This window comes from Pseudomonas sp. P8_229 (assembly GCF_034008635.1).
In the GTDB taxonomy this organism is placed as follows: domain Bacteria; phylum Pseudomonadota; class Gammaproteobacteria; order Pseudomonadales; family Pseudomonadaceae; genus Aquipseudomonas.
Genome location: NZ_CP125378.1, coordinates 3564189 through 3584669, shown reverse-complemented (window position 1 = coordinate 3584669; position 20481 = coordinate 3564189). Strand labels below are relative to the sequence as shown.

The window sequence follows — 20481 nt, the reverse complement described above, 5'->3', positions numbered from 1 at the left end:
CGCCCATCACTTTCCTCGAAAATCTCTCGGGCCATTCAACCCGATGCCTGCAACAAAAAACAGCAATCAAACGTGCAGACGCAAAAAAGCCGGGAATTTCCCGGCTGCCGCATCATACACACGTTTTCCCAAAGGATCACCCCGCCCGAGGTTTTAGCCGCCGGGCGGAGCGATTCAGGTCAACGTTGCATCAAGGCTTGGACTTTTCCAGATAACGGAAGAAGTCGCTGCTTGGGTCGAGAACCATGACGTCGGATTTGTTCGCGAAGCTTTCACGGTAGGCACGCAGGCTACGGTAGAAACCGTAGAACTCCTGATCCTGACCGTAGGCCTTGGAGTAGATCGCAGCAGCCTGGGCATCACCGTCACCGCGAACCTCTTCGGATTCACGATAGGCTTCAGCCAGCAGTACGCGGCGTTGACGATCGGCGTCGGCACGGATGCCTTCGGCCAGCTCGTTACCCTTGGCGCGGTGCTCGCGAGCTTCACGCTCACGCTCGGTGCTCATACGCTCGAACACGCTGCGGTTCACTTCCTTCGGCAGATCGATGGCCTTGACCCGGACATCGACCACTTCGATACCCAGCTCTTTTTCAGCCATCGAGTTCAGCGACGCGGTGATGTCAGCCATCAGCGCATCACGCTCACCCGACACCACTTCGTGCAGGGTGCGCTTGCCGAACTGGTCACGCAGGCCCGATTCCAGACGACGGGACAGACGCTCATCGGCAATCTGCTTGAGGCCGGAGGTCGCGGTGTAGAAGCGCTCGGCATCTTTCACCCGCCACTTGGCGTAGGCATCGACCATCACGGCTTTCTTTTCCAGGGTCAGGAAACGCTGTGTCGGTGCGTCCAGCGTCATCAGACGTGCGTCAAATTTACGCACCTGGTTAACGTAAGGAACCTTCACATGCAGACCCGGCTGAACATCAGCCTGAACCACACGACCGAACTGCAGCAACACCGCGCGCTCGGTCTGAGCCACGATGTAGAAGCAGTTCCAGCCAACCAGAAGCACAACGACGCCAACAATCAGGGCGATCAGCGATTTATTGCTCATCAGCGGGCCTCCCTTGTGCGTGTCTGCGGCAAGTCAGTGACATGCGGCGCGACGTCCGAGTTGTTGCTGGCAGCGGCCGAACCGGTCACCGGTGCATTGCTGCCACCCGAGCTGTTCTGAATCATCTTGTCCAACGGCAGGTAAAGCAGGTTGCTCTGGCCGTTCTTGTTGCCGGTCACGAGTACCTTGCTGGTATTGCTGAAGACTTCCTGCATGGTGTCCAGATACAGACGCTGGCGGGTGACTTCAGGTGCCTTGCGATACTCGGCAACCAGTTTGGTGAAGCGGTCGGCCTCACCCTTGGCGCGCGAGATCGTTTCGTCACGGTAACCATTGGCATCTTCGAGGATGCGCTGAGCCTGACCACGGGCTTCCGGCACGACGCCGTTGGCGTAGGTTTCAGCCTGGTTGCGCGAACGCTGCTCGTCTTCACGGGCACGGATCACGTCGTCAAAGGCTTCCTGCACTTCACGCGGGGCTGCCGCGTTCTGTACGTTGACCTGGGTGACGGTGATACCGGTGCGATAGGTATCGAGGAAGCGTTGCAGACGCTCCTTGATTTCGCTGGCCATCAATTCACGACCTTCGGTCAGCACCTGGTCCATGGCGGTCGAACCCACCACGTGGCGCAGGGCGCTGTCGGTCGCATGCTGCAGGCTGATTTCCGGCTGATCGACGTTCAGCACGAAATCCTGCAGGTTGGTGATCTTGTACTGCACGGTCAGCGGCACTTCGACGATGTTCTCGTCTTCGGTCAGCATCTGGCCCTGCTTGGTGTACGCACGCTCACGCGTGACGTTTTCCATGTACTTCTTGTCGATCGGCGGGAAATAGATGTTCAGGCCCGGGCCGACTGTCTCGTAGTACTTGCCGAAGCGCAGCACCACGGCTTGCTCCTGCTCGTCGACTACATAGACCGCGCTGTACAGCCAGACAGCCGCCAGCACCACGAGGCCGATGCCGAGCAGACCGCCGAAGCCGCCACCACTCCTGCCCGAACCACCGCCGTCATCACCACCGCGTTTCTTACCACCACCGAACAACCCGTTCAGGCTTTCCTGCAGCTTTCGGAAGGCCTCGTCGAGATCCGGTGGCCCCTTGCGGTCGCCGTTATTGCGGCGCTTGCCACCCCAAGGATCCTGATTATTCGAGTTGCCACCCGGCTCATTCCAAGCCATAGCGCTCTCCATCTGATAAAGCAAAGACGCACCCACGGCGCGCCGACCAATGCTACAGAATGCCTGCCGTTGCGGCACAACCGCTTTGCCAGGCTTTTATTGCAAAGTGTGTTGCTCGATGAATTCCATCGGCTGCAATCCTTCGCGGCTTACCAGTCGATTCAACTCGACCCGGGGCAAACGAACGGCCAGCAGGCAGATGCCTTCTTCGTCGTGCTCTTCTTTCTGCACCGCACCGAGTTCGAAGAACTGCGCACGCAGTCGAGCGAACCGTTGCGGCAAGCGCAATGTCCCCACGAACAAATCACTGCCCAGCAACTCGGCAATGGCTTGTTCAAGCAATTCCAGACCCGTGCCATCACGCGCCGACAACCAGACCCGTTGCGGCTTGCCATCGGCATCGCGCTGGATCTGTGGCTCAACGCCTTCAAGCAAATCGAGTTTGTTGTATACCTCCAGGATCGGCAAGTCCTGAGCCCCGATCTCCCCCAGCACCACCATCACCTGCTCGATCTGCAACATGCGATCCGGCTCGGCCGCATCGATCACGTGCAACAGCAGGTCGGAGTTGCTCGACTCTTCGAGCGTAGACCGAAATGCCTCGACCAGCTTGTGCGGCAAGTGGCGAATGAAACCTACGGTGTCCGCGAGAACAATCGGCCCCAGGTCGTCCAGTTCCAGACGGCGCAAGGTCGGGTCCAGCGTCGCGAACAACTGGTCAGCCGCGTACACCTCGGACTTGGTCACGTTATTGAACAGCGTGGACTTGCCGGCGTTGGTATAACCCACCAGGGATACGGTAGGGATATCCGCACGCGAGCGGCCGCGTCGCGATTGCTCGCGCTGGCTGCGTACTTTTTCCAGTCGGCCCTTGATCTGGCGCAGGCGAACCCGCAGCAGACGGCGGTCGGTTTCGAGCTGGGTTTCACCCGGACCGCGCATGCCGATACCGCCACCCTGACGTTCAAGGTGAGTCCAGCCGCGAACCAGGCGGGTGCTCATGTGGTCAAGCTGGGCCAGTTCTACCTGGAGCTTGCCTTCATGGGTACGGGCGCGCTGGGCGAAAATATCGAGAATCAGGCCGGTGCGGTCGATCACGCGACACTCGAAAACACGTTCGAGGTTACGTTCCTGACTGGGCGTGAGAATGTGATTGAAAATCACCAGATCGGCTTCTTCAGCCTTGACCAGGTCGCGCAGTTCCTCGACCTTGCCGCTGCCGATCAGGAATTTGGCGGTTGGCCGATGACGCGGTACGTTAAAAAACGCAACGGTCTCGGCGCCCGCCGAATTAGCCAATTCCTGAAACTCCTGCGGATCTTCGCGCGCCTCAGGGTCCTGACCATCCAAGTGAACGAGGATCACTCGCTCACCACCACCGTGGCGCTCAAAGAACAAAGGAGACTCCTATCAGGCGTTACCTGGCTCAGCGTCACCTGCATCGGATTCGGTTGCGCTAGGCAGACGAATTGGACGTACTGGCACGACTGTAGAGATAGCGTGTTTGTAAACCATCTGGCTCACGGTGTTTTTCAGCAGGATAACGAACTGGTCGAACGACTCGATCGTGCCCTGCAGTTTGATACCGTTGACCAGGTAGATGGAAACCCCAACTTTCTCTTTACGTAAAGTATTCAAGTAAGGGTCTTGTAGCGAATGCCCTTTTGACATGTGCCGCACTCCTTTAAGGATTCAATAATAAAAATAGGTAATTCAGATGGCTTTGGCCGCCACACCCCCAAGGATAGACGGCAATTGCAAGGACTCAGCTCAATATGGAGATGGTCCCAAGGTATTTCAAGGCGCGTGGCAGATTGTCGCAATCAAGACTGTCCAGCCAGTGCAGATCATCCCAGCTGCGCAGCCAGGTGAACTGGCGCTTGGCCAATTGACGCGTGGCAATGATGCCGCGTTCCTGCATTTCGGCTAACGACAGCTTGCCGTTCAGGTAGTCCCAGACTTGGCGGTAGCCTACCGCACGTATAGACGGCAACCCGGAATGCAGGTCACTTCTTTTACGCAGGGCTACGACCTCGTCGATGAACCCCTGTTCCAGCATATTTGTGAATCTTTGTTTAATGCGCTCGTGCAGTACCTGGCGATTTGCCGGAGCAATGGCCAAGTTCGCGACAGTATAGGGCAATTGTTGCCGTCCCGAAGCGGCTGCTTCAGTACTTTGCGCAGATTGTTGCTGACGCAGGGCGGTCATGCTCTGACCACTGACCCGATAAACCTCCAGCGCACGACTCAGACGTTGTGGATCATTGGGGTGAATGCGCGCCGCTGACTCCGGGTCGATCACCGCCAATTGCTCGTGCAGGGCTTGCCAGCCAAGGCGTGCAGCTTCTTCTTCGATCTGCGCGCGAACCTCGGGATCCGCCGCCGGCATGTCCGCCAGACCTTCGACCAATGCCTTGTAATAGAGCATCGTGCCGCCCACCAGCAGCGGAATTTTCCCGCGCGCGGTGATTTCAGCCATGGCTTGCAGGGCATCGCGGCGGAAATCGGCGGCGGAATAGGCCTCTGCCGGATCAAGAATGTCGATCAGGCGATGCGGGAATTCGGCCAGCAGTTCTTTCGATGGCTTGGCGGTGCCAATGTCCATGCCGCGATAGACCAGCGCCGAATCGACACTGATCAGCTCGCACGGCAGCACCTTGGTCAGCTCGATGGCCAGGTCGGTCTTGCCCGCAGCGGTCGGGCCCATCAGGAAAATCGCTGGAGGAAGCTGGCTCATCAACGACCGCGCAGGAACAGTTTGTCCAGATCGTCCAGGCCCAATTGGGTCCAGGTCGGTCGGCCATGGTTGCATTGACCGCTGCGCTCGGTGTTTTCCATGTCACGCAGCAGGCCGTTCATTTCCGGCAAGGCCAGGCGCCGGTTGGCGCGGATCGCGCCGTGACAGGCCATGGTGCCGAGCAGTTCGTTCAGGTGGGCCTGAATCCGGTCGCTGGTGCCGTATTCCATCAGGTCCGACAGCACATCACCCACCAGACGGTTGGCCTCGGCCTGTTTGAGCAGCGCCGGAATCTGCCGGATCGCCAGGGTTTCCGGGCCCAGACGCTGCAGCTCGAAGCCCAGGCGCTGGAACCACGCTGCATGCTCTTCGGCGCAATCGGCTTCACGCTGACTGACTGCCAGCGACTCTGGCACCAGCAATGGCTGGCCGCTCAGGCCTTCACTGGCCATGGCAATCTTCAGTCGTTCATACATGATCCGCTCGTGAGCGGCGTGCATGTCCACCAGCACCAGCCCCAGGGCGTTCTCGGACAAGATGTAGATGCCCTTGAGCTGCGCCAGCGCGTAACCGAGCGGCGGAATGTCTTCCTGGCCGGCCGGCAGCGCGTTGGCATTGGCCTCAGGCAGCGGCGCGAAAAACTCGCGGTAGGCAGCCTGCGCCTCGGCGGCTGGCGGCACCGCGGATTGTGGCCGCGGCGTGTACTGATACTGATAAGCGCCGCCGGCACTCGCGCCAGACGAGGTGTTGAACGCCGGCTGCGCCTGCGGCTGCTCCAGCAGCGCGTTGGCCGCCAGACGCATTTCACCCTGCGGGCCGAACTCACCGGCATCGAGGCCCGTTGGCCGGACGACAGCAGTCGTCACTGAACCGGCCAACTGATCCTCTGGGCGCACATCGCCCAGCGCACGATGCAGCGTGCCATAAAGGAAGTCATGCACCATGCGCCCGTCACGGAAGCGCACTTCGTGTTTGGTCGGGTGCACGTTGACGTCGACCGCCGCCGGATCGACCTCGAAAAACAGCGCGAAGGTCGGATGGCGACCATTGAACAGCACGTCGCGATAGGCCTGGCGCACCGCGTGGGCCACCAGTTTGTCGCGTACCGCACGGCCATTCACAAAGAAATACTGCAAATCCGCCTGACTGCGGTTGAAGGTCGGCAAGCCGACCCAGCCCCACAGGTGCAGGCCATTACGCTCGATCTCGATCGGCAGTGCCTGCTCCAGGAAGCCCGAGCCGCAGATTGCCGCCACACGCCGAGCGCGGGCCGCATCATCGTGGGCCTCGTGCAGGCTGAGGATGGTCTTGCCGTTGTGGCGCAGGTGGAAAGCCACGTCGAAACGTGCGAGCGCCAGACGCTTGATCACTTCTTGCAGATGATCGAATTCGGTTTTTTCGGTCTTGAGAAACTTGCGTCGCGCCGGGGTGTTGAAGAACAGGTCGCGCACTTCCACCGATGTACCTACCGGATGCGCCGCCGGCTGAACACGAGGCGCCATGTCGCGGCCTTCGGTCTCCACCTGCCAGGCCTGATCGGCATCGCGGGTGCGCGAGGTCAGGGTCAGGCGCGCCACGGAGCTGATCGACGCCAGTGCTTCACCGCGAAAACCGAGGCTCATCACCTGCTCGAGGTCTTCGAGGTTGCGGATCTTGCTGGTGGCGTGACGGGCCAGCGCCAGCGGCAAGTCGTCAGCAGAAATGCCGCTACCGTCGTCACGCACCCGCAGCAGCTTGACGCCGCCCTGCTCGACATCGACATCGATGCGCTTGGCACCGGAGTCGAGGCTGTTCTCCAGCAGTTCCTTGATCACCGACGCCGGACGTTCAACCACCTCACCGGCGGCGATCTGGTTCGCCAGCCGTGGGCTGAGCAGTTCGATGCGTGCGGCGTTCAACAGCTGATTCATTCTTTGGACGCCAGTTCGGTGCCAGGAATGGTCAGGTGCTGACCGATTTTCAGCTCATCGCTGCTGAGATTGTTGGCACTGCGCAGGGTCGCGGGCGACACCTGATAACGCACCGCAATCATCGCCAGCGTCTCGCCCGGACTCACGCGGTGATCACGCGGGCCCTGGGCGATCTTGCCGGAGTCACGCAGCCAGGCAATGTAAGTGCCCGGTGGCGGGTTTTGCTGGAAGAACTGGCGCACGCCGCTGCTGATCGAACGGGCCAGCGCCTGCTGGTGGCTCGAGGCCGAGAGCTTGTTCGCTTCGTTGGCGTTGGAGATAAATCCGGTTTCAACGAGGATCGATGGGATGTCCGGCGATTTCAGCACCATGAACCCGGCCTGTTCCACACGCTGCTTGTGCAGTGGCGTCACGCGACCGATGTTGGTCAGGACTTTCTGGCCGACGTTGAGGCTGGAGGTCAGCGACGCGGTCATCGACAGGTCGAGCAGTACACCGGCGAGCATGCGGTCCTTGTCGTCGAGGCTGACGTTGCCGGCACCGCCAATCAGGTCGGAACGGTTTTCACTGTCGGCCAGCCAACGTGCGGTCTCCGACGTGGCACCGCGATCGGACAAGGCAAACACCGAGGCACCGAAGGCTGCAGCAGACGGCGCGGCATCGGCGTGGATCGAGACGAACAGGTCTGCGCCCTTCTTGCGCGCAATTTCAGTACGACCGCGCAACGGGATGAAGTAGTCGCCGGTACGGGTCAGCTCGGCGCGGAAGCCTTTCATGCCGTTGACCTGACGCTGCAGTTCACGAGCGATCTGCAGTACCACGTCTTTTTCACGCTGACCGCGTGAGCCGGATGCACCCGGGTCTTCGCCGCCGTGGCCGGCGTCGATCACCACAATGATGTCGCGTTTGCCGGCCGGGGCTGGCGGCAACTTGATGGCAGGTTCCGCAGGGGTGACCGGCACCGCTGGTACCGTCGCCACTTGTGGCGTCGGCGCAGGCGGCGGAGCGGCATCGGCCGGGTTGTCGAACAAGTCGACCACCAGACGGTTGCCGTATTGCGCGTTCGGCGCCAGCGAGAAGCTTTTCGGGGTAACGGCTTTTTTCAGGTCGATGACCACCCGCAGGTCGGTCGGCGTGCGCTGGGCCGAGCGCATCGCGGTGATCGGCGTGTTGGCAGTCGATACCTTCAGCGGCGCACCCAAAGTGGCGCCATTGATGTCGATCACCAGCCGATCCGGTGCAGTCAGGGTGAAGACGCTGTGCTGCACCGGGCCGCTCAGGTCGAAGACCAGTCGCGTGTTATCCGGCGCCCGCCACAGGCGCACGCTGTTGACCTTTGTGTCGGCCACAGCGCTGACGGCCACTGCCATCAACATCAGTCCTGCGGCAGCCACCAACGCGCGAAAGCGCATACCTAACCCCATCATTTAATTGGATTCCAATGCCAAAGCGGCACACCAGGTCTCGCCGCGCGAGCCCTGGGATAAAATTTTCAGCGAACGCCCGCTGTCTTGCGGGCTAATGGTAATGGTCAGGTCAGGCTTTGGCAAAAAGCCTGCACCTTTATCGGGCCACTCGATCAGACACAGAGCATCGTCTTCGAAATAGTCGCGGATGCCAAGAAACTCCAGTTCCTCTGGATCGACCAGACGATACAGGTCGAAGTGGAAGGCGCGTACATCGCCGATCTCGTAGGGTTCGACCAGGGTGAAGGTCGGACTTTTCACCGCGCCGACATGCCCCAGACCACGAATGATGCCCCGCGACAGGGTGGTCTTGCCCATGCCCAGGTTACCTTCGAGAAAAATCAGGCCATGGCCCTGGGTAACGTGGGCAATCCGTGCGCCAAAGTCGCTCATGGCCTGTTCATCGGCCAGGTACAGGGTTACTTCAGACACGGTGCATGCTCCTCCAACAACTGACGAATGACTGGAATCAGATCACTGGCCGCCAGCCCACGGCCGAATTTACCTTGTTGCGCGCCGGCATTGGCGTGCAGCCAGACTGCCAGGCACGCGGCATCGAAGCCGTCCATGCCCTGAACCAGCAATGCGCCGGTCAACCCCGCGAGTACATCGCCAAGGCCCGCAGTGGCCATGGCCGGATGGCCCTGATGACACAGTGCCAGGCGACCGTCGGGATGGGCGATCAGGCTGCCGGCGCCTTTGAGCACGACAACAGCCAAGTATTTCTTGCTCAGCGCATGCGCTGCTGCCAGACGATCGGCCTGCACCTGGGCAGTACTGATCCCCAGCAGACGCGCTGCCTCGCCCGGGTGCGGGGTGATCACGCAATCCTTGGGCAGACTGACAATACCGCCGGCCAGCAGATTCAATGCATCGGCGTCCCACACCTGTGGCAGCGCCGCATTCGCTGCGGCCGACAATAACGCCCGCCCCCAACTCGCCTGTCCCAGCCCCGGCCCGACGACCAGCACCGAGACTTTCTCCAGCAAACCCATCAACTGATTGGCCGATGAAGTACCCAGCGCCATGGCTTCCGGTACGCGGGTCAGCGCAGCGGGGATATGTTCCGGGCGTGTCGCCAGCGACACCATGCCCGCGCCGCTGCGCAAGGCGATTTCGGTACTGAGCAGGATCGCCCCACCAAAGCCATGGTCGCCGCCAATCAACAGCACATGACCGAAGCGGCCCTTGTGGGAGGTCGGCGCCCTCGCGGGCAGACGCGGCAGATTAGCCGCGTTGAGCCGGCGAGCCGCGAGCGGAATATCAGCATAGGTTTCAGCGCCGGCCTGCAGATCGTTGAACACCAGTTCACCGACACAATCTGCCGCGTCACCGGTGAACAGCCCCAGCTTCAGACCGATGAAAGTCACCGTGAGGTCTGCGCGCACCGCGAGACCCAGCACTCGCCCGGTGTCGGCACACAATCCGGAAGGAATATCCACCGCCACCACCGGCAGGCCAGTGGCGTTGATCGCAGCAATGGCCGCGGCACAGGGCTCGCGCACCTCGCCACTCAAGCCAGTGCCGAGCAGCGCATCAAGGACAACGCCACGCAACTCGGTCTGGGCGCTCCAGCTCTGCATCGCGACACCCTCGGCCAGCGCCTCGGCGTGCGCCAGCGCCGCGTCGCCCTGCAAACGCTGCGGCTCACCGACCGCCAGCACCCGTACCGCCCAACCGGCGCGCTGCGCCAGCACGGCCAGCAAATAGCCGTCACCGGCGTTGTTGCCATGCCCGGCGAGCACGGTCAGCTCAGTCGCTGCAGGCCAGCGCCGCACCAGCGCGCGCCAGCACGCATACGCTGCGCGCTGCATCAATTCGAAGCCCGGCGTGCCGGCGGCAATCAGCCGCGCGTCGAGTGCACGCACCTGGGCGGCAGCGTACAGCGCGTCGGGTAATTCATCTTTCGTGTGCGGCATGCGTCTTCGGGCTCCGATGTCTGGCAGAATTATACGCACCTCAGCTCCGGTTTCTCTCGCCTCATGTCCGCCATCACCACAGATCTGCCCACCCTCGCCCAATCGATCAAGGATTGGGGCCGCGAGCTGGGCTTCCAGCAAGTCGGCATCAGCGGTCTGGACCTGGCCGAGCATGAGCAGCACCTGGAGCGCTGGCTCGCCGCCGGCTACCACGGCGAAATGGACTACATGGGTGCCCATGGCAGCAAACGCTCGCATCCCGAAGAGCTGGTGCCGGGCACGTTGCGCGTGGTTTCGCTACGCATGGACTACCTGCCCGGCGACACGCAAATGGCACAAATGCTCGCGCAACCGGAAAAAGCCTACGTCTCGCGTTATGCCTTGGGCCGCGATTACCACAAATTGATCCGTAAACGCGTGCAACAACTGGCCGACAAGATTCAGGCCGAGATCGGCCCGTTCGGTTTCCGCGCGTTCGTCGACAGCGCCCCGGTGCTGGAAAAAGCCATCGCCGAACAGGCCGGACTGGGCTGGATCGGCAAAAATACTCTGGTGTTGAACCGCAAGGCCGGCAGCTATTTCTTCTTGAGCGAACTGTTCGTCGATCTGCCGCTACCGGTGGACGAACCACACAGCACCGAACATTGCGGCCGCTGCACGGCGTGCCTGGACATCTGCCCGACCAGCGCGTTCGTCGGTCCGTATGTGCTGGACGCCCGGCGCTGCATCTCTTACCTGACCATCGAACTGAAAAACGCGATCCCCGAAGACCTGCGCCCGTTGATCGGCAACCGGGTGTTCGGCTGCGACGACTGCCAGATCGTCTGCCCGTGGAACCGCTTCGCCAAACCTTCCGGAGAAAGCGACTTCAAGCCACGACACAACCTCGACAACGCCGAACTGGCCGAACTGTTCCTGTGGGACGAGGACAAGTTTCTCAGCAGCACCGAAGGCTCGCCGCTGCGCCGCGCCGGTTACGAGCGCTGGTTGCGCAATCTGGCCGTGGGCCTGGGCAATGCGCCGTCGAGCATTCCGGTGCTGGAAGCCTTGAAGGCGCGCCGTGACTACCCGTCAGAGCTGGTGCGTGAACATGTCGAGTGGGCGCTGAAACAACACGCCGAACGCCGTACTTGAGGCTATGCCGGTTTTCTCCACTTGGCTGTACGCCCCTTACCTGTCGGCTCAATCAGCCCTTCTGCTTTCAGTGATCGTAAAACCAGGCGCACTGTGTCGCGACTGACTCCCGGACAGGACTCTTCAATTTCCGAGATGGAAAAAGGGAGGACTCGCCTCAAGGCTTCGTCTCTGATTCGATCGCTTTTACCCCCTCGACGCTTCTCTATCGTGCCCACTCGCTCCTCGAACTCTTTGTACGCTCTAAGCATTGCCCCCCAAAAATAATCCATCCATGGCCGAACATCATGCGTACCCCCGTGCCACCCCTGAGAACTCAGCTCAAGCGTTGCGTAATAGCCCTCCTTTGATTCCTCGAATATCCGTTCAAGACTGATAAATCGCCCGACTCTGTAATCAAATTGATAGAGCAGCAGCAATGTCAGCAGACGAGCGACGCGACCATTGCCGTCAGAGAAGGGGTGTATGCAAAGGAAGTCGAGGACCGTAAGCGGCACCAAAACCAGAGGGTCAGCTAGATTCAATGCCAGCGCCCGGTGGTAATACGCCAGGGTTTCAGTCACCGCAACAGGGGTCATATGAGCAGGAATAGGTTGGAAGCGAATCCGCGATGAACCATCGGCATGGCGCTCAATGATGTCGTTGTTCATCGCCTTCCATTCACCACCATCCTGAGGTAGATAGCGGTAAAGAAGACTATGTAACTGTCTAAGAACACCTTCGGAAAATGGCATTCCATCGGCAGATTCATGGATGAGTGACAGAGCGTCCCGATAGCCAGCAATTTCCTGTTCGGATCGGCTTTTGGGGTCAGCGTTTTTGCTCATCAGTGACTTCAATCGCGCTGGCGCGACAGTTACACCCTCCAGTCGGTTAGATGACTCCGTGGATTCAATTACGGCTATCTGCGTAAGCCCCTGGAGGACCTGCGGCGATTGAGCAACGAACAGTTGTTGCTTACCCCGAAACTCCCCCAATGCACGAAGCGTCGCAATCTGAAGACCGTCGAAGCGCAAGGCGTCAAGAAATTCCGGGGTGAGTGAATGCATGATTCAGGCAGCCTTCTAAATGAGGTAAAAAGACTCAAATAGGGTATTTCAGAACAAAATACCCCCTTTAGGCTTTATTTTTTACCCTATTTAGAGGCGCGACATCTATGCAACATTCCCAACAGAATATTTCCACGCGCCCGCCAGCGTGACGTCAAGGTGCGTCGTTATAGACGAACTTGGGCATTTCCCAGTGGAACCGGATCGCCAGCAGCCGTAACAGGAAGCCGCCGAACAAGGTGATCAGGATTGCCTGCTCGCTCGGCACATTCAGGTACAGGCAGAGCATGTAGCACCACGCCGCCGCGAACGAGACGCTGGCGTACAGCTCACGGCGGAAGATCAGCGGGATGTCGTTGCAGAAGATGTCGCGCAGGATGCCGCCGAACACCCCGGTGATCACGCCGCTGACCGAAGCCACCAGCATGCCGTGGCCCATTTCCAGTGCGGTCATGCAGCCGATCAGGGTGAAGGCCACCAGGCCGACCGCATCAAGCACCAGAAACAGCGAACGCAAGTGACGCATCCAGCGGGCGGTGAACACGGTGAGCATCGCTGCTGCCGAGGTCAGCACCAGGTATTCCGGGTGTTTGACCCAAGTCAGCGGGTAATGCCCGAGCAACACGTCGCGCACCGAACCGCCACCCAGCGCGGTGACGCAGGCGATCAGCACCACACCGAACCAGTCCATGCCGCGCCGTCCGGCAGACAGCGCGCCAGTCATGGCTTCAGCGGTAATGGCGATCAGATAGAGCATCAGCAACATGGCGGCGGTCCTGGCAGGAAGGCGCGCAGTCTAGCCATTTCAGCGCCGCACCAGAAGGGGGCGCGCTCGGGGATGCATGTCTGACTTGAATCTTCCGGTGACTCTGACGCCCTCTTCGCGAGCAAGCCCGCTCCCACAGACAACGCATTCCAAATTGTGGGAGCGGGCTTGCTCGCGAAGACGTCAGTGCAGACACCGCTCAATCAGAACTTGATGAAGTGCTTGCGGTAGTGCTGCAGCTCGGCGATCGATTCGCGGATGTCATCCAGCGCCAGGTGGGTGCTGCCCTTCTTGAAGCTGTCGCGCACGTCCGGCGCCCAGCGCGCGGCCAGCTCCTTGAGCGTCGACACGTCGAGGTTGCGGTAGTGGAAGTAGCTTTCCAGCCCTTTCATGTGCGTATAAAGGAAGCGGCGGTCCTGGCAGATGCTGTTGCCGCAGATCGGCGACTTGCCCTTCGGCACCCACTTTTCCAGGAAGGCGATGGTTTCGGCCTCGGCTTCGGCCATGCTGATACGGCTGTCGCGCACGCGCTGGGTCAGGCCTGAGTTGCCGTGGGTGCGGGTGTTCCACTCGTCCATGCGAGCGAGCACTTCATCACTGTGGTGAATGGCGATCACCGGGCCTTCGGCCAAGGTGTTCAGGTCGCTGTCGGTGACGATGGTGGCCATTTCGATGATGACGTCGTTTTCCGGATCCAGACCGGTCATTTCCAAGTCGATCCAGATCAGGTTCTGCGGGTTTTGCATATTCGGGCTCCTAGGCAATGCTGCGCAGTTTAGCCTAGGCCGGTGCCCGGGCGTGCTAAACTCGCTGCCGTTTTACCTAATCGCTGCATTCTTCAGACGGAACACCCATGGCCAAACGCCAACTCAATCGTCGTCAAAACTGGCGCATCGAAAAGATTCAGGGCGAGCGCGCCGCACGTGCCGCCAAACGCGAGTCCTCGGCGGTCGAAGCCCTGGAGGGCGGCGACCTGGGCCCGGAACAAACCGGCCTGGTGATCGCCCACTTCGGTGTGCAGGTCGAGGTCGAAGCTGTTGACGGCGATCAGGCCGGCCAGGTGTTCCGCTGCCACTTGCGCGCCAACCTGCCAGCACTGGTGACCGGCGACACCGTCGTCTGGCGCGCCGGCAATCAGGGCATCGGGGTGATCGTCGCGCAACTGCCGCGCACCACCGAACTGTGCCGTCCGGACAGCCGTGGTCAGCTCAAACCCGTAGCGGCCAACGTCGACATGATCGTCATCGTCTTCGCGCCACTGCCTGAGCCGCACGCCAACCTGATCGACCGCTATCTGGTCGCCGCCGAACACGCCGGCATCCGCCCGTTGCTGCTGCTGAACAAGTTCGACCTGATCGACGAGCAAAACGCTCCGGCGCTCAATGCGCTGCTGGCGGTGTACCGCACGCTGGGTTATCCGGTGCTGGAAGTCTCGGCGCATCACGGCAACGGCATGGAGCAGTTGCAGAAGCAGCTCGACGGGCGCATCAGTGTGTTCGTCGGCCAGTCCGGTGTCGGCAAGTCGTCGCTGGTCAACAGCCTGCTGCCGGAAGTCGAAACCCGCGTCGGGCCGTTGTCCGAGCTGTCCGGCCAGGGCACGCACACGACGACCACCGCGCGCCTGTTCCACTTCCCCGGTGGCGGTGAGCTGATCGACTCCCCGGGTATCCGTGAGTTCGGCCTGGGCCACGTCAGCCGCGCCGACGTCGAAGCCGGTTTCATCGAGTTCGATGATCTGCTCGGCACCTGCCGCTTCCGCGACTGCAAACACGACCGCGAACCGGGCTGTGCACTGCTCAAGGCCCTGGAAGATGGCCGCGTGCAGCAGCAACGTATGAACAGCTACCGCTCGATCATCGCCAGCCTGCCGGAAAACGGCTACTAAACATCCGCTCCGGCAGCACCTCGCCCGAGGGCTGCCGGATGTCGGATCGCGCCTGACACCTCCCCGACTCAATTAAACATCAGACCTTTCTGACAGACCCACCCACGCCTGCTTGCAGGACATTTCTCTTTCACCGCCCAGCCCTTGTAGGCTCGCGCCAGATGCCTAGATTGGGGTCCTCCTTCGCACTTTCGCGACCTCCGAGGAAGCCCATGCAAACCTATCACCTGTTCATCAGCCATTCGTGGAACTACGCCCACGCTCACGACAATCTGGTACGCCTGCTCGGCGCCAAACCGGATTTCAGTTTCAAGAATTTTTCCGTGCCGCCGCACAATCCGATCCTGGGCGCGCAGACCGACAAGCAGCTCGAAGAAGCCATCGAAAACAAGATTCGCCCTTGCTCGGCGGTGCTGATCATGGCCGGGATGTATTCGACCTACAGCAAGTGGATCAACAAGGAAATCGAGATCGCCAAGCGCATGGGCAAGGTGATCATCGCGATCAAGCCGTTCGGCGCCGAGCGTATTTCCGCCGTGGTGCGTGAAGCGGCGCATGCCGAATGCGCGTGGAACACCAACAGCATCATCGGTGCAATCCGTCAGCACACGGCGGTGTAACCATGCGCAAAGGACTGTTTATCGGCATCAACCACTACGACTACGTCTCGCCCTTGAGCGGCTGTAACAACGACGCAATGGCCATGGCTTCGGTGCTGGAGCGTCACGCCAACGGGCGACCGAACTTCAGCAGCAAAGTGCTGACTTCAGCCGAAGAAAAACTCACGCTCAACCACATGAAACAGCAGATTCAGAGCCTGTTCTCAGGCGACTGTGACGTGGCACTGCTGTACTTCGCCGGTCATGGGCAGTTCGACACCAGCATTGACGAAGGACTACTGATTCCCCAGGACTATCAACCTGAGGGAGACGGTATCCGCATCAGCGACATTCTGGAATGGGCGGACAAGGCCCCGCACATCAAGAACAAAATCATCATTCTCGATTGCTGCCAGGCCGGCGCAGCAGGGGCCATGCGCAACCTGCGTGGCGGCAGCAGTGTGATCGGCGAAGGCGTGACCATTCTCACGGCCTGCAAAAAAGAACAGTACGCCCTGGAAAGTCGCGGCCACGGAATCTTCACCGATCTGTTGCTGCAAGCGCTGCACGGTGGCGCTGCCAACGTACTCGGCAAGGTCACCCCCGGTAGCGTTTACTCGTTTGTCGACAATGCGCTGGGGGCTTGGGAGCAGCGTCCGGTATTCAAGACCAATGTCTCGCAGTTTGTGCCGCTGCGCGAGGTCGCGCCGCTGATTGCCGAAGAGACCCTGCGCAAACTCAAGGACTGGTTCCCGGAGCCGAGCTTCGTGTTCAGACTCGATCCCAGCTACGAGCCCACCGAAGCGCTGTTCGACCCCGAGCACGGCGACATCTTCAAGCAACTGCAAATGTGCAATCGCCACAGCCTGATCGAGCCTGTGGATGCCGAGCACATGTACTACGCCGCCCTGAATTCCACCGGCTGCCGCCTCACCGCCCTAGGTGCTTACTACCGAGAACTCGCCATAAAAGGACATTTCTGATGCCCGTATTCATCAGCTACCGCCACATGGATCGTCCACAGGCCATGGCCATCAATACCCAATTGATGCAGGCCAACATCAAGACCTACCTCGACGTGCTCGACCCGGAATCGCAGACCACCGACGACATCACCGGGGTCATCACGCGCAACATCACCGAGTGCACGCACTTGCTGGCGGTGGTATCAGAGAAAACCGCGTTGTCGTGGTGGGTCCCGTTCGAAATCGGCGAAGCGACGATCAGCAATCGGCGGATCTGCTCGTTCAAGACCGGCCCCACGCAATTGCCGGCCTATCTGGACAAGTGGCCGAAACTGAGTACACCGACCGATGTGGATTTCTTCATCGAGGCTTATCGCAGCGAAGGGACGATCAAGCGCTCAATGACGCTCGACTCGGTGAGCGGCGATCAATCGACGCGCAGCGCCAACAAGATCAATGCCGAGATGTTCCACGAGGGGTTGAAGAACCGGATTCGGCGCGGCTTCTAACCCCACCGGATACAAAAAGCCCCGAACATTCGGGGCTCTTTGTGTCCACCTGCCCTACTTCGGCTCAGGCTTGCGAAACGCATACAGATGCTGGCGCACGATCCCGCCCGGCAGTTCCTTGCCGAACACGCCGTAACGTACCGGCCATTCTTTCGGCGGCAGCTTGAACGTACCGAACAGCATGTCCACCAGCGGCGTGTGGATCGCATAGTTCTTGTAGATGTAATCCTTGTGCCGCGCATGGTGCCAATGGTGGTAGCGCGGCAGCACGATCAGGTAGTTCAGCCAGCCGCCGTTGATCCGCACGTTGGCGTGGGCCAGTACCGCCTGAACACCAACCAGAATCACATAGGCATTCAGCGCTTGTGGTGCGAAGCCCAGCAGCATCAACGGCACCAGCACGCCAGTGCGGGTCAGCAGGATTTCAATGAAGTGCACGCGCGAACCGGCGAGCCAATCCATGTGCGTGCTGGAGTGATGCACCGCGTGTATGCGCCACAGCCATGGCACCACATGGTAGAGCCGGTGCAGCCAATACTGACCGAGATCGGCGACCAGGATCGCCAGCAGAAACTGCACAACGAGCGGCAGGCTTTGCACACTTGCCTGCAAGCCAGGCGACACCGCCCAACCGGCGATATAGCTTGAAGAGGCGGTGATGAAGATCAGGATGAACTGCACCAGCATGTGGCTGACGAAAAAGTAGGTCAGGTCGGTGCGCCAGTGCGGGCGCAGGATGTTTTGCTCGGGATCCTTGGAATAGAGCTTTTCCAGAGGAATAAACACGATCGCCGACACCAGCAGCGCCAAAACAAACCAGTCCAGACCCAGCGAGTAAGGCGTCTGTCCGATCGAACTGACCTGGACATTGGTGCCACCGAGGAACACCGCCAGCCCTGATGCAACCAGACCAGTAATCCCCAAGCGCTTGCGTTTGTTGAGCAGGATATTCAGGGTGCCGAGACTGAACGACAGCACCAGACCGAGCAACAGCGTGGTGCGCGCGAACTGCTCGTCATAGACCTTGCGCAGTTCGGCTGTGGTCAGCCACTCGGGAAACAGGAAGCAGAACACCGCCAACAGACTCAATAGCCCGAGGGTGGCGGAAATATAGCCACTGACTCGCCCCTCACCGAACTTGAAGGGTGCGTTACCGTGCCGCTGAAAATAGGCTTTGAGTCTTTCCATAACTGATCTTCCGTGATTGCGAAAACTGCGACTGGTCATTGCGACGCAGGCAGAAACAAAAAAGCCACGGTGACCGTGGCTTTTTGTGAATCACTGCTTGGGCGCGGGAGCCGGTGCAGTGGCTGGCGGCGGCGCAGTCCCCGGCCCGGCCGGTTTCGGTGCCGCGTCGTCGAACAGGTTCAGCCGTTCGCGCAGCTCATGCGCCGGCACCGGTTGCTGATCCGCCGGCAGCGCGTTCGGGTCGACTGACGTCGCCGGCGCGGCGCCGCTCTCCCCTTCTATTGCGGGCTTGGCCGGGTCGGCGCCTTGCGAGCCTTCGATGGCCGCTTGCGCCTTCTTGGTCAGCACCACGATGTCGATACGGCGGTTGACCGGGTTGAACGGGTTCTCCTTGTCGAACAGCGCCGACGAGGCATAACCGACGACCCGCGCCACTTGCCCGTCCGGATAGCTGCCCGCCACCAGCGCACGCCGCGCGGCGTTGGCGCGGTTGGCCGAGAGCTCCCAGTTACCGAAATCACCGGTGCCGGTGTACGGCTTGGCGTCGGTGTGGCCGCTGATGCTGATCTTGTTCGGCACTGCCTTGATGGTGTCGGCCATGGCCAGCAGGATGTCTTCGAAGTACGGCTTCAAGCGTGCAGAACCCGAGTCGAACATCGGCCGGTTCTCGGCGTCCATGATCTGGATGCGCAAGCCGTTCGGGGTGATCTCGAAGAGGATCTGATCCTTGAACTTCTGCAGCTGCGGGTTCTCGTCGACCTTGTTCTGCAGTTCTTGCAGCAACAGCTCCAGACGCTCCTTCTCGACCTGCTCGGCCATGCCTTCAACCTGTTCGGTATCGACCGTGACCTTGTCCGGTTGCGGCTGCGACTTCACCTCAGGGTTGAGGGTATTTTCCGGGGCCAGGGTCGGCGTACCGCCCAGGTCGATGATGTACGGCGTGCCGCTTTCGGAAAAGCCGACCGGATCCTTGAAGTAACCGGCGATGGCGATCTTCTGCTCCGGTGTGGCGGTGGACAGCAGCCACAGCACCAGGAAGAACGCCATCATCGCCGTGGCGAAGTCGGCGAAGGCGATCTTCCACGCCCCGCCGTGATGCCCGCCGGCTATGCGCTTGACGCGCTTGATGATAATCGGCTGATTATTTTCCATTTCTTAGCGACCGCGAACCGCTTGTTCCAGCTCGGCAAAGCTTGGACGGTGCGCCGGATACAGAACCTTGCGCCCGAACTCCACGGCCAGCGATGGCGGCATGCCGGAAGCCGAAGCGACCAGCGAGGCCTTGATGGCTTCGTAGACGTTCAGTTCTTCCTTGGCATCGTGGGCCAGGGAGTGCGCCAACGGACCGAAGAAGCCATAGGCCGCGAGAATACCGAAGAAGGTACCGACCAGTGCCGCGCCGACGTGCAGACCGATGGATTTCTGATCGCCTTCACCCAGCGAGGCCATGGTCACCACGATACCCAGTACCGCCGCGACGATACCGAAACCGGGCATGGCGTCGGCGATGCCGTTCACCGCATGGGATGGATGCTCGAGGTCTTCCTTGAGGCTGTAGAGTTCCATGTCGAACAGCCCCTCCAGTTCGTGCGGCGCCATGTTGCCGGACGACATGATGCGCAGGTAATCGCAGATGAACGCGGTCATGCGCTCGTCTTTGAGCACGGCCGGGTACTTGGCGAAAATCGGGCTCGCGGCGGCGTCTTCGATGTCGCCCTCGATGGCCATCATGCCTTCGCGGCGACTCTTGTTGAGGATCTCGTAGATCAGGCCCAGCACTTCCAGATAGAACGTGTGGCTGAAACGCGAACTGAACATGCTCAGGGATTTCTTGAGCACGTGCATCGTCATGTAACCGGGGTTGGCCTGGAGGAATGCACCGAGGGCCGCACCACCGATGATCATCACCTCGAAGGGCTGGATCAAGGCGGCAATTTTGCCGTGGGAGAGCACGTATCCGCCGAGCACGCTCGCGAATACGACGATGATGCCGATAATTTTAGCCATAGGTAGAAAGTACTTACTGAGTCGGGTTCAAGGTCATATTCGGAAGTTAAAAAATCTCTTCTTCTACTTATCGGCAAAACTGCGCCAGACTATAGCCAGTTCAGGCGAA

At 60.4% G+C, this 20481-nt stretch carries 20 protein-coding genes; 5 read left to right on the top strand and 15 right to left on the bottom strand.

The genetic code is table 11. The annotated features are described in order from the left end of the window. Positions 1-190: 190 nt before the first annotated feature. From hflC to QMK55_RS16150, 9 genes are all read right to left on the bottom strand, one after another. Entirely contained in the window at positions 191-1060 is an 870-nt protein-coding gene (gene hflC / locus QMK55_RS16190) for a protease modulator HflC (RefSeq protein WP_102358184.1), read from the bottom strand. Next, positions 1060-2238: an FtsH protease activity modulator HflK gene (gene hflK / locus QMK55_RS16185; RefSeq protein WP_320329549.1), complete on the bottom strand. Its 1179-nt coding sequence runs from the start codon at positions 2236-2238 to the stop codon at positions 1060-1062. The genes hflC and hflK overlap by 1 nt, the downstream gene beginning before the upstream one ends. Positions 2239-2334: 96 nt before the next feature. Beyond that, the gene (hflX, locus tag QMK55_RS16180) at positions 2335-3636 is read right to left on the bottom strand and encodes a ribosome rescue GTPase HflX (protein WP_025110150.1); all 1302 of its coding nucleotides are present in this window, start codon (positions 3634-3636) and stop codon (positions 2335-2337) included. 12 nt (positions 3637-3648) lie between these two features. Then, on the bottom strand, positions 3649-3909 hold the full coding sequence (hfq, locus tag QMK55_RS16175) for an RNA chaperone Hfq (protein WP_003221112.1): 261 nt from the start codon (positions 3907-3909) through the stop codon (positions 3649-3651). Positions 3910-4003: 94 nt separating this feature from the next. Beyond that, complete coding sequence (gene miaA, locus QMK55_RS16170) at positions 4004-4975, bottom strand: tRNA (adenosine(37)-N6)-dimethylallyltransferase MiaA (protein ID WP_320329548.1); 972 nt, start codon at positions 4973-4975, stop codon at positions 4004-4006. Then, positions 4975-6876, bottom strand: coding sequence for a DNA mismatch repair endonuclease MutL (gene mutL, locus QMK55_RS16165; protein WP_320330261.1), 1902 nt, complete (start codon positions 6874-6876; stop codon positions 4975-4977). The genes miaA and mutL overlap by 1 nt, the downstream gene beginning before the upstream one ends. Before the next feature lie 5 nt (positions 6877-6881). Then, complete coding sequence (locus tag QMK55_RS16160; RefSeq protein WP_371859090.1) at positions 6882-8261, bottom strand: N-acetylmuramoyl-L-alanine amidase; 1380 nt, start codon at positions 8259-8261, stop codon at positions 6882-6884. Between the two features lie 51 nt (positions 8262-8312). Further along, the gene (tsaE, locus tag QMK55_RS16155; protein ID WP_102358177.1) at positions 8313-8783 is read right to left on the bottom strand and encodes a tRNA (adenosine(37)-N6)-threonylcarbamoyltransferase complex ATPase subunit type 1 TsaE; all 471 of its coding nucleotides are present in this window, start codon (positions 8781-8783) and stop codon (positions 8313-8315) included. After that, a complete protein-coding gene (locus QMK55_RS16150; protein ID WP_320329547.1) occupies positions 8771-10270 on the bottom strand; it encodes an NAD(P)H-hydrate dehydratase in 1500 nt (499 codons plus the stop codon). The genes tsaE and QMK55_RS16150 overlap by 13 nt, the downstream gene beginning before the upstream one ends. A 63-nt stretch (positions 10271-10333) precedes the next feature. Here QMK55_RS16150 and queG point away from each other — a divergent pair, with 63 nt between their 5' ends. Beyond that, positions 10334-11404, top strand: a complete 1071-nt coding sequence (gene queG / locus QMK55_RS16145; RefSeq protein WP_320329546.1) for a tRNA epoxyqueuosine(34) reductase QueG — start codon at positions 10334-10336, stop codon at positions 11402-11404. Positions 11405-11406: 2 nt separating this feature from the next. On the opposite strand, the gene QMK55_RS16140 is transcribed toward queG, so the two are convergent. From QMK55_RS16140 to orn, 3 genes are all read right to left on the bottom strand, one after another. Next, complete coding sequence (locus tag QMK55_RS16140; RefSeq protein ID WP_320329545.1) at positions 11407-12453, bottom strand: Fic family protein; 1047 nt, start codon at positions 12451-12453, stop codon at positions 11407-11409. A gap of 154 nt (positions 12454-12607) precedes the next feature. Beyond that, positions 12608-13219, bottom strand: coding sequence for a trimeric intracellular cation channel family protein (locus tag QMK55_RS16135; RefSeq protein ID WP_003221099.1), 612 nt, complete (start codon positions 13217-13219; stop codon positions 12608-12610). A gap of 203 nt (positions 13220-13422) precedes the next feature. After that, positions 13423-13965, bottom strand: coding sequence for an oligoribonuclease (orn, locus tag QMK55_RS16130; protein WP_025110157.1), 543 nt, complete (start codon positions 13963-13965; stop codon positions 13423-13425). A gap of 107 nt (positions 13966-14072) precedes the next feature. On the opposite strand from orn, the gene rsgA reads away from it, so the two are divergent. The 4 genes from rsgA to QMK55_RS16110 all read left to right on the top strand — a co-directional run bounded on the left by rsgA (position 14073) and on the right by QMK55_RS16110 (position 17177). Then, positions 14073-15104 carry a small ribosomal subunit biogenesis GTPase RsgA gene (gene rsgA, locus QMK55_RS16125; protein WP_025110158.1) on the top strand — a complete coding sequence of 344 codons (1032 nt, stop codon included), beginning with the start codon at positions 14073-14075 and terminating at the stop codon, positions 15102-15104. Positions 15105-15316: 212 nt separating this feature from the next. Next, entirely contained in the window at positions 15317-15724 is a 408-nt protein-coding gene (locus QMK55_RS16120) for a TIR domain-containing protein (protein ID WP_102358172.1), read from the top strand. A gap of 2 nt (positions 15725-15726) precedes the next feature. After that, a complete protein-coding gene (locus QMK55_RS16115) occupies positions 15727-16686 on the top strand; it encodes a caspase family protein (RefSeq protein WP_102358171.1) in 960 nt (319 codons plus the stop codon). Then, positions 16686-17177 (top strand): toll/interleukin-1 receptor domain-containing protein, encoded by a 492-nt coding sequence (locus tag QMK55_RS16110; protein WP_102358169.1) that lies wholly within the window; start codon positions 16686-16688, stop codon positions 17175-17177. The genes QMK55_RS16115 and QMK55_RS16110 overlap by 1 nt, the downstream gene beginning before the upstream one ends. A gap of 54 nt (positions 17178-17231) precedes the next feature. On the opposite strand, the gene QMK55_RS16105 is transcribed toward QMK55_RS16110, so the two are convergent. The 3 genes from QMK55_RS16105 to motA form a co-directional block, all read right to left on the bottom strand. Next, entirely contained in the window at positions 17232-18365 is a 1134-nt protein-coding gene (locus tag QMK55_RS16105; protein WP_102358168.1) for a sterol desaturase family protein, read from the bottom strand. Between the two features lie 90 nt (positions 18366-18455). Next, on the bottom strand, positions 18456-19517 hold the full coding sequence (gene motB / locus QMK55_RS16100; protein WP_320329544.1) for a flagellar motor protein MotB: 1062 nt from the start codon (positions 19515-19517) through the stop codon (positions 18456-18458). Positions 19518-19520: 3 nt separating this feature from the next. After that, positions 19521-20372: a flagellar motor stator protein MotA gene (gene motA / locus QMK55_RS16095; protein ID WP_007952169.1), complete on the bottom strand. Its 852-nt coding sequence runs from the start codon at positions 20370-20372 to the stop codon at positions 19521-19523. Between the last annotated feature and the right edge of the window lie 109 nt (positions 20373-20481).

Bases quoted from the DNA above. Each gene is read 5' to 3' on its own strand.
- hflC (WP_102358184.1), bottom strand. From the start codon at position 1,060: ATGAGCAATAAATCGCTGATCGCCCTGATTGTTGGCGTCGTTGTGCTT.
- QMK55_RS16105 (WP_102358168.1), bottom strand. From the start codon at position 18,365: ATGGAAAGACTCAAAGCCTATTTTCAGCGGCACGGTAACGCACCCTTC.
- orn (WP_025110157.1), bottom strand. From the start codon at position 13,965: ATGCAAAACCCGCAGAACCTGATCTGGATCGACTTGGAAATGACCGGT.
- miaA (WP_320329548.1), bottom strand. From the start codon at position 4,975: ATGAGCCAGCTTCCTCCAGCGATTTTCCTGATGGGCCCGACCGCTGCG.
- QMK55_RS16110 (WP_102358169.1), top strand. From the start codon at position 16,686: ATGCCCGTATTCATCAGCTACCGCCACATGGATCGTCCACAGGCCATG.
- QMK55_RS16140 (WP_320329545.1), bottom strand. From the start codon at position 12,453: ATGCATTCACTCACCCCGGAATTTCTTGACGCCTTGCGCTTCGACGGT.
- QMK55_RS16120 (WP_102358172.1), top strand. From the start codon at position 15,317: ATGCAAACCTATCACCTGTTCATCAGCCATTCGTGGAACTACGCCCAC.
- motA (WP_007952169.1), bottom strand. From the start codon at position 20,372: ATGGCTAAAATTATCGGCATCATCGTCGTATTCGCGAGCGTGCTCGGC.
- hfq (WP_003221112.1), bottom strand. From the start codon at position 3,909: ATGTCAAAAGGGCATTCGCTACAAGACCCTTACTTGAATACTTTACGT.
- rsgA (WP_025110158.1), top strand. From the start codon at position 14,073: ATGGCCAAACGCCAACTCAATCGTCGTCAAAACTGGCGCATCGAAAAG.
- QMK55_RS16160 (WP_371859090.1), bottom strand. From the start codon at position 8,261: ATGTTGATGGCAGTGGCCGTCAGCGCTGTGGCCGACACAAAGGTCAAC.
- QMK55_RS16150 (WP_320329547.1), bottom strand. From the start codon at position 10,270: ATGCCGCACACGAAAGATGAATTACCCGACGCGCTGTACGCTGCCGCC.
- queG (WP_320329546.1), top strand. From the start codon at position 10,334: ATGTCCGCCATCACCACAGATCTGCCCACCCTCGCCCAATCGATCAAG.
- QMK55_RS16115 (WP_102358171.1), top strand. From the start codon at position 15,727: ATGCGCAAAGGACTGTTTATCGGCATCAACCACTACGACTACGTCTCG.
- hflK (WP_320329549.1), bottom strand. From the start codon at position 2,238: ATGGCTTGGAATGAGCCGGGTGGCAACTCGAATAATCAGGATCCTTGG.
- motB (WP_320329544.1), bottom strand. From the start codon at position 19,517: ATGGAAAATAATCAGCCGATTATCATCAAGCGCGTCAAGCGCATAGCC.
- QMK55_RS16135 (WP_003221099.1), bottom strand. From the start codon at position 13,219: ATGTTGCTGATGCTCTATCTGATCGCCATTACCGCTGAAGCCATGACT.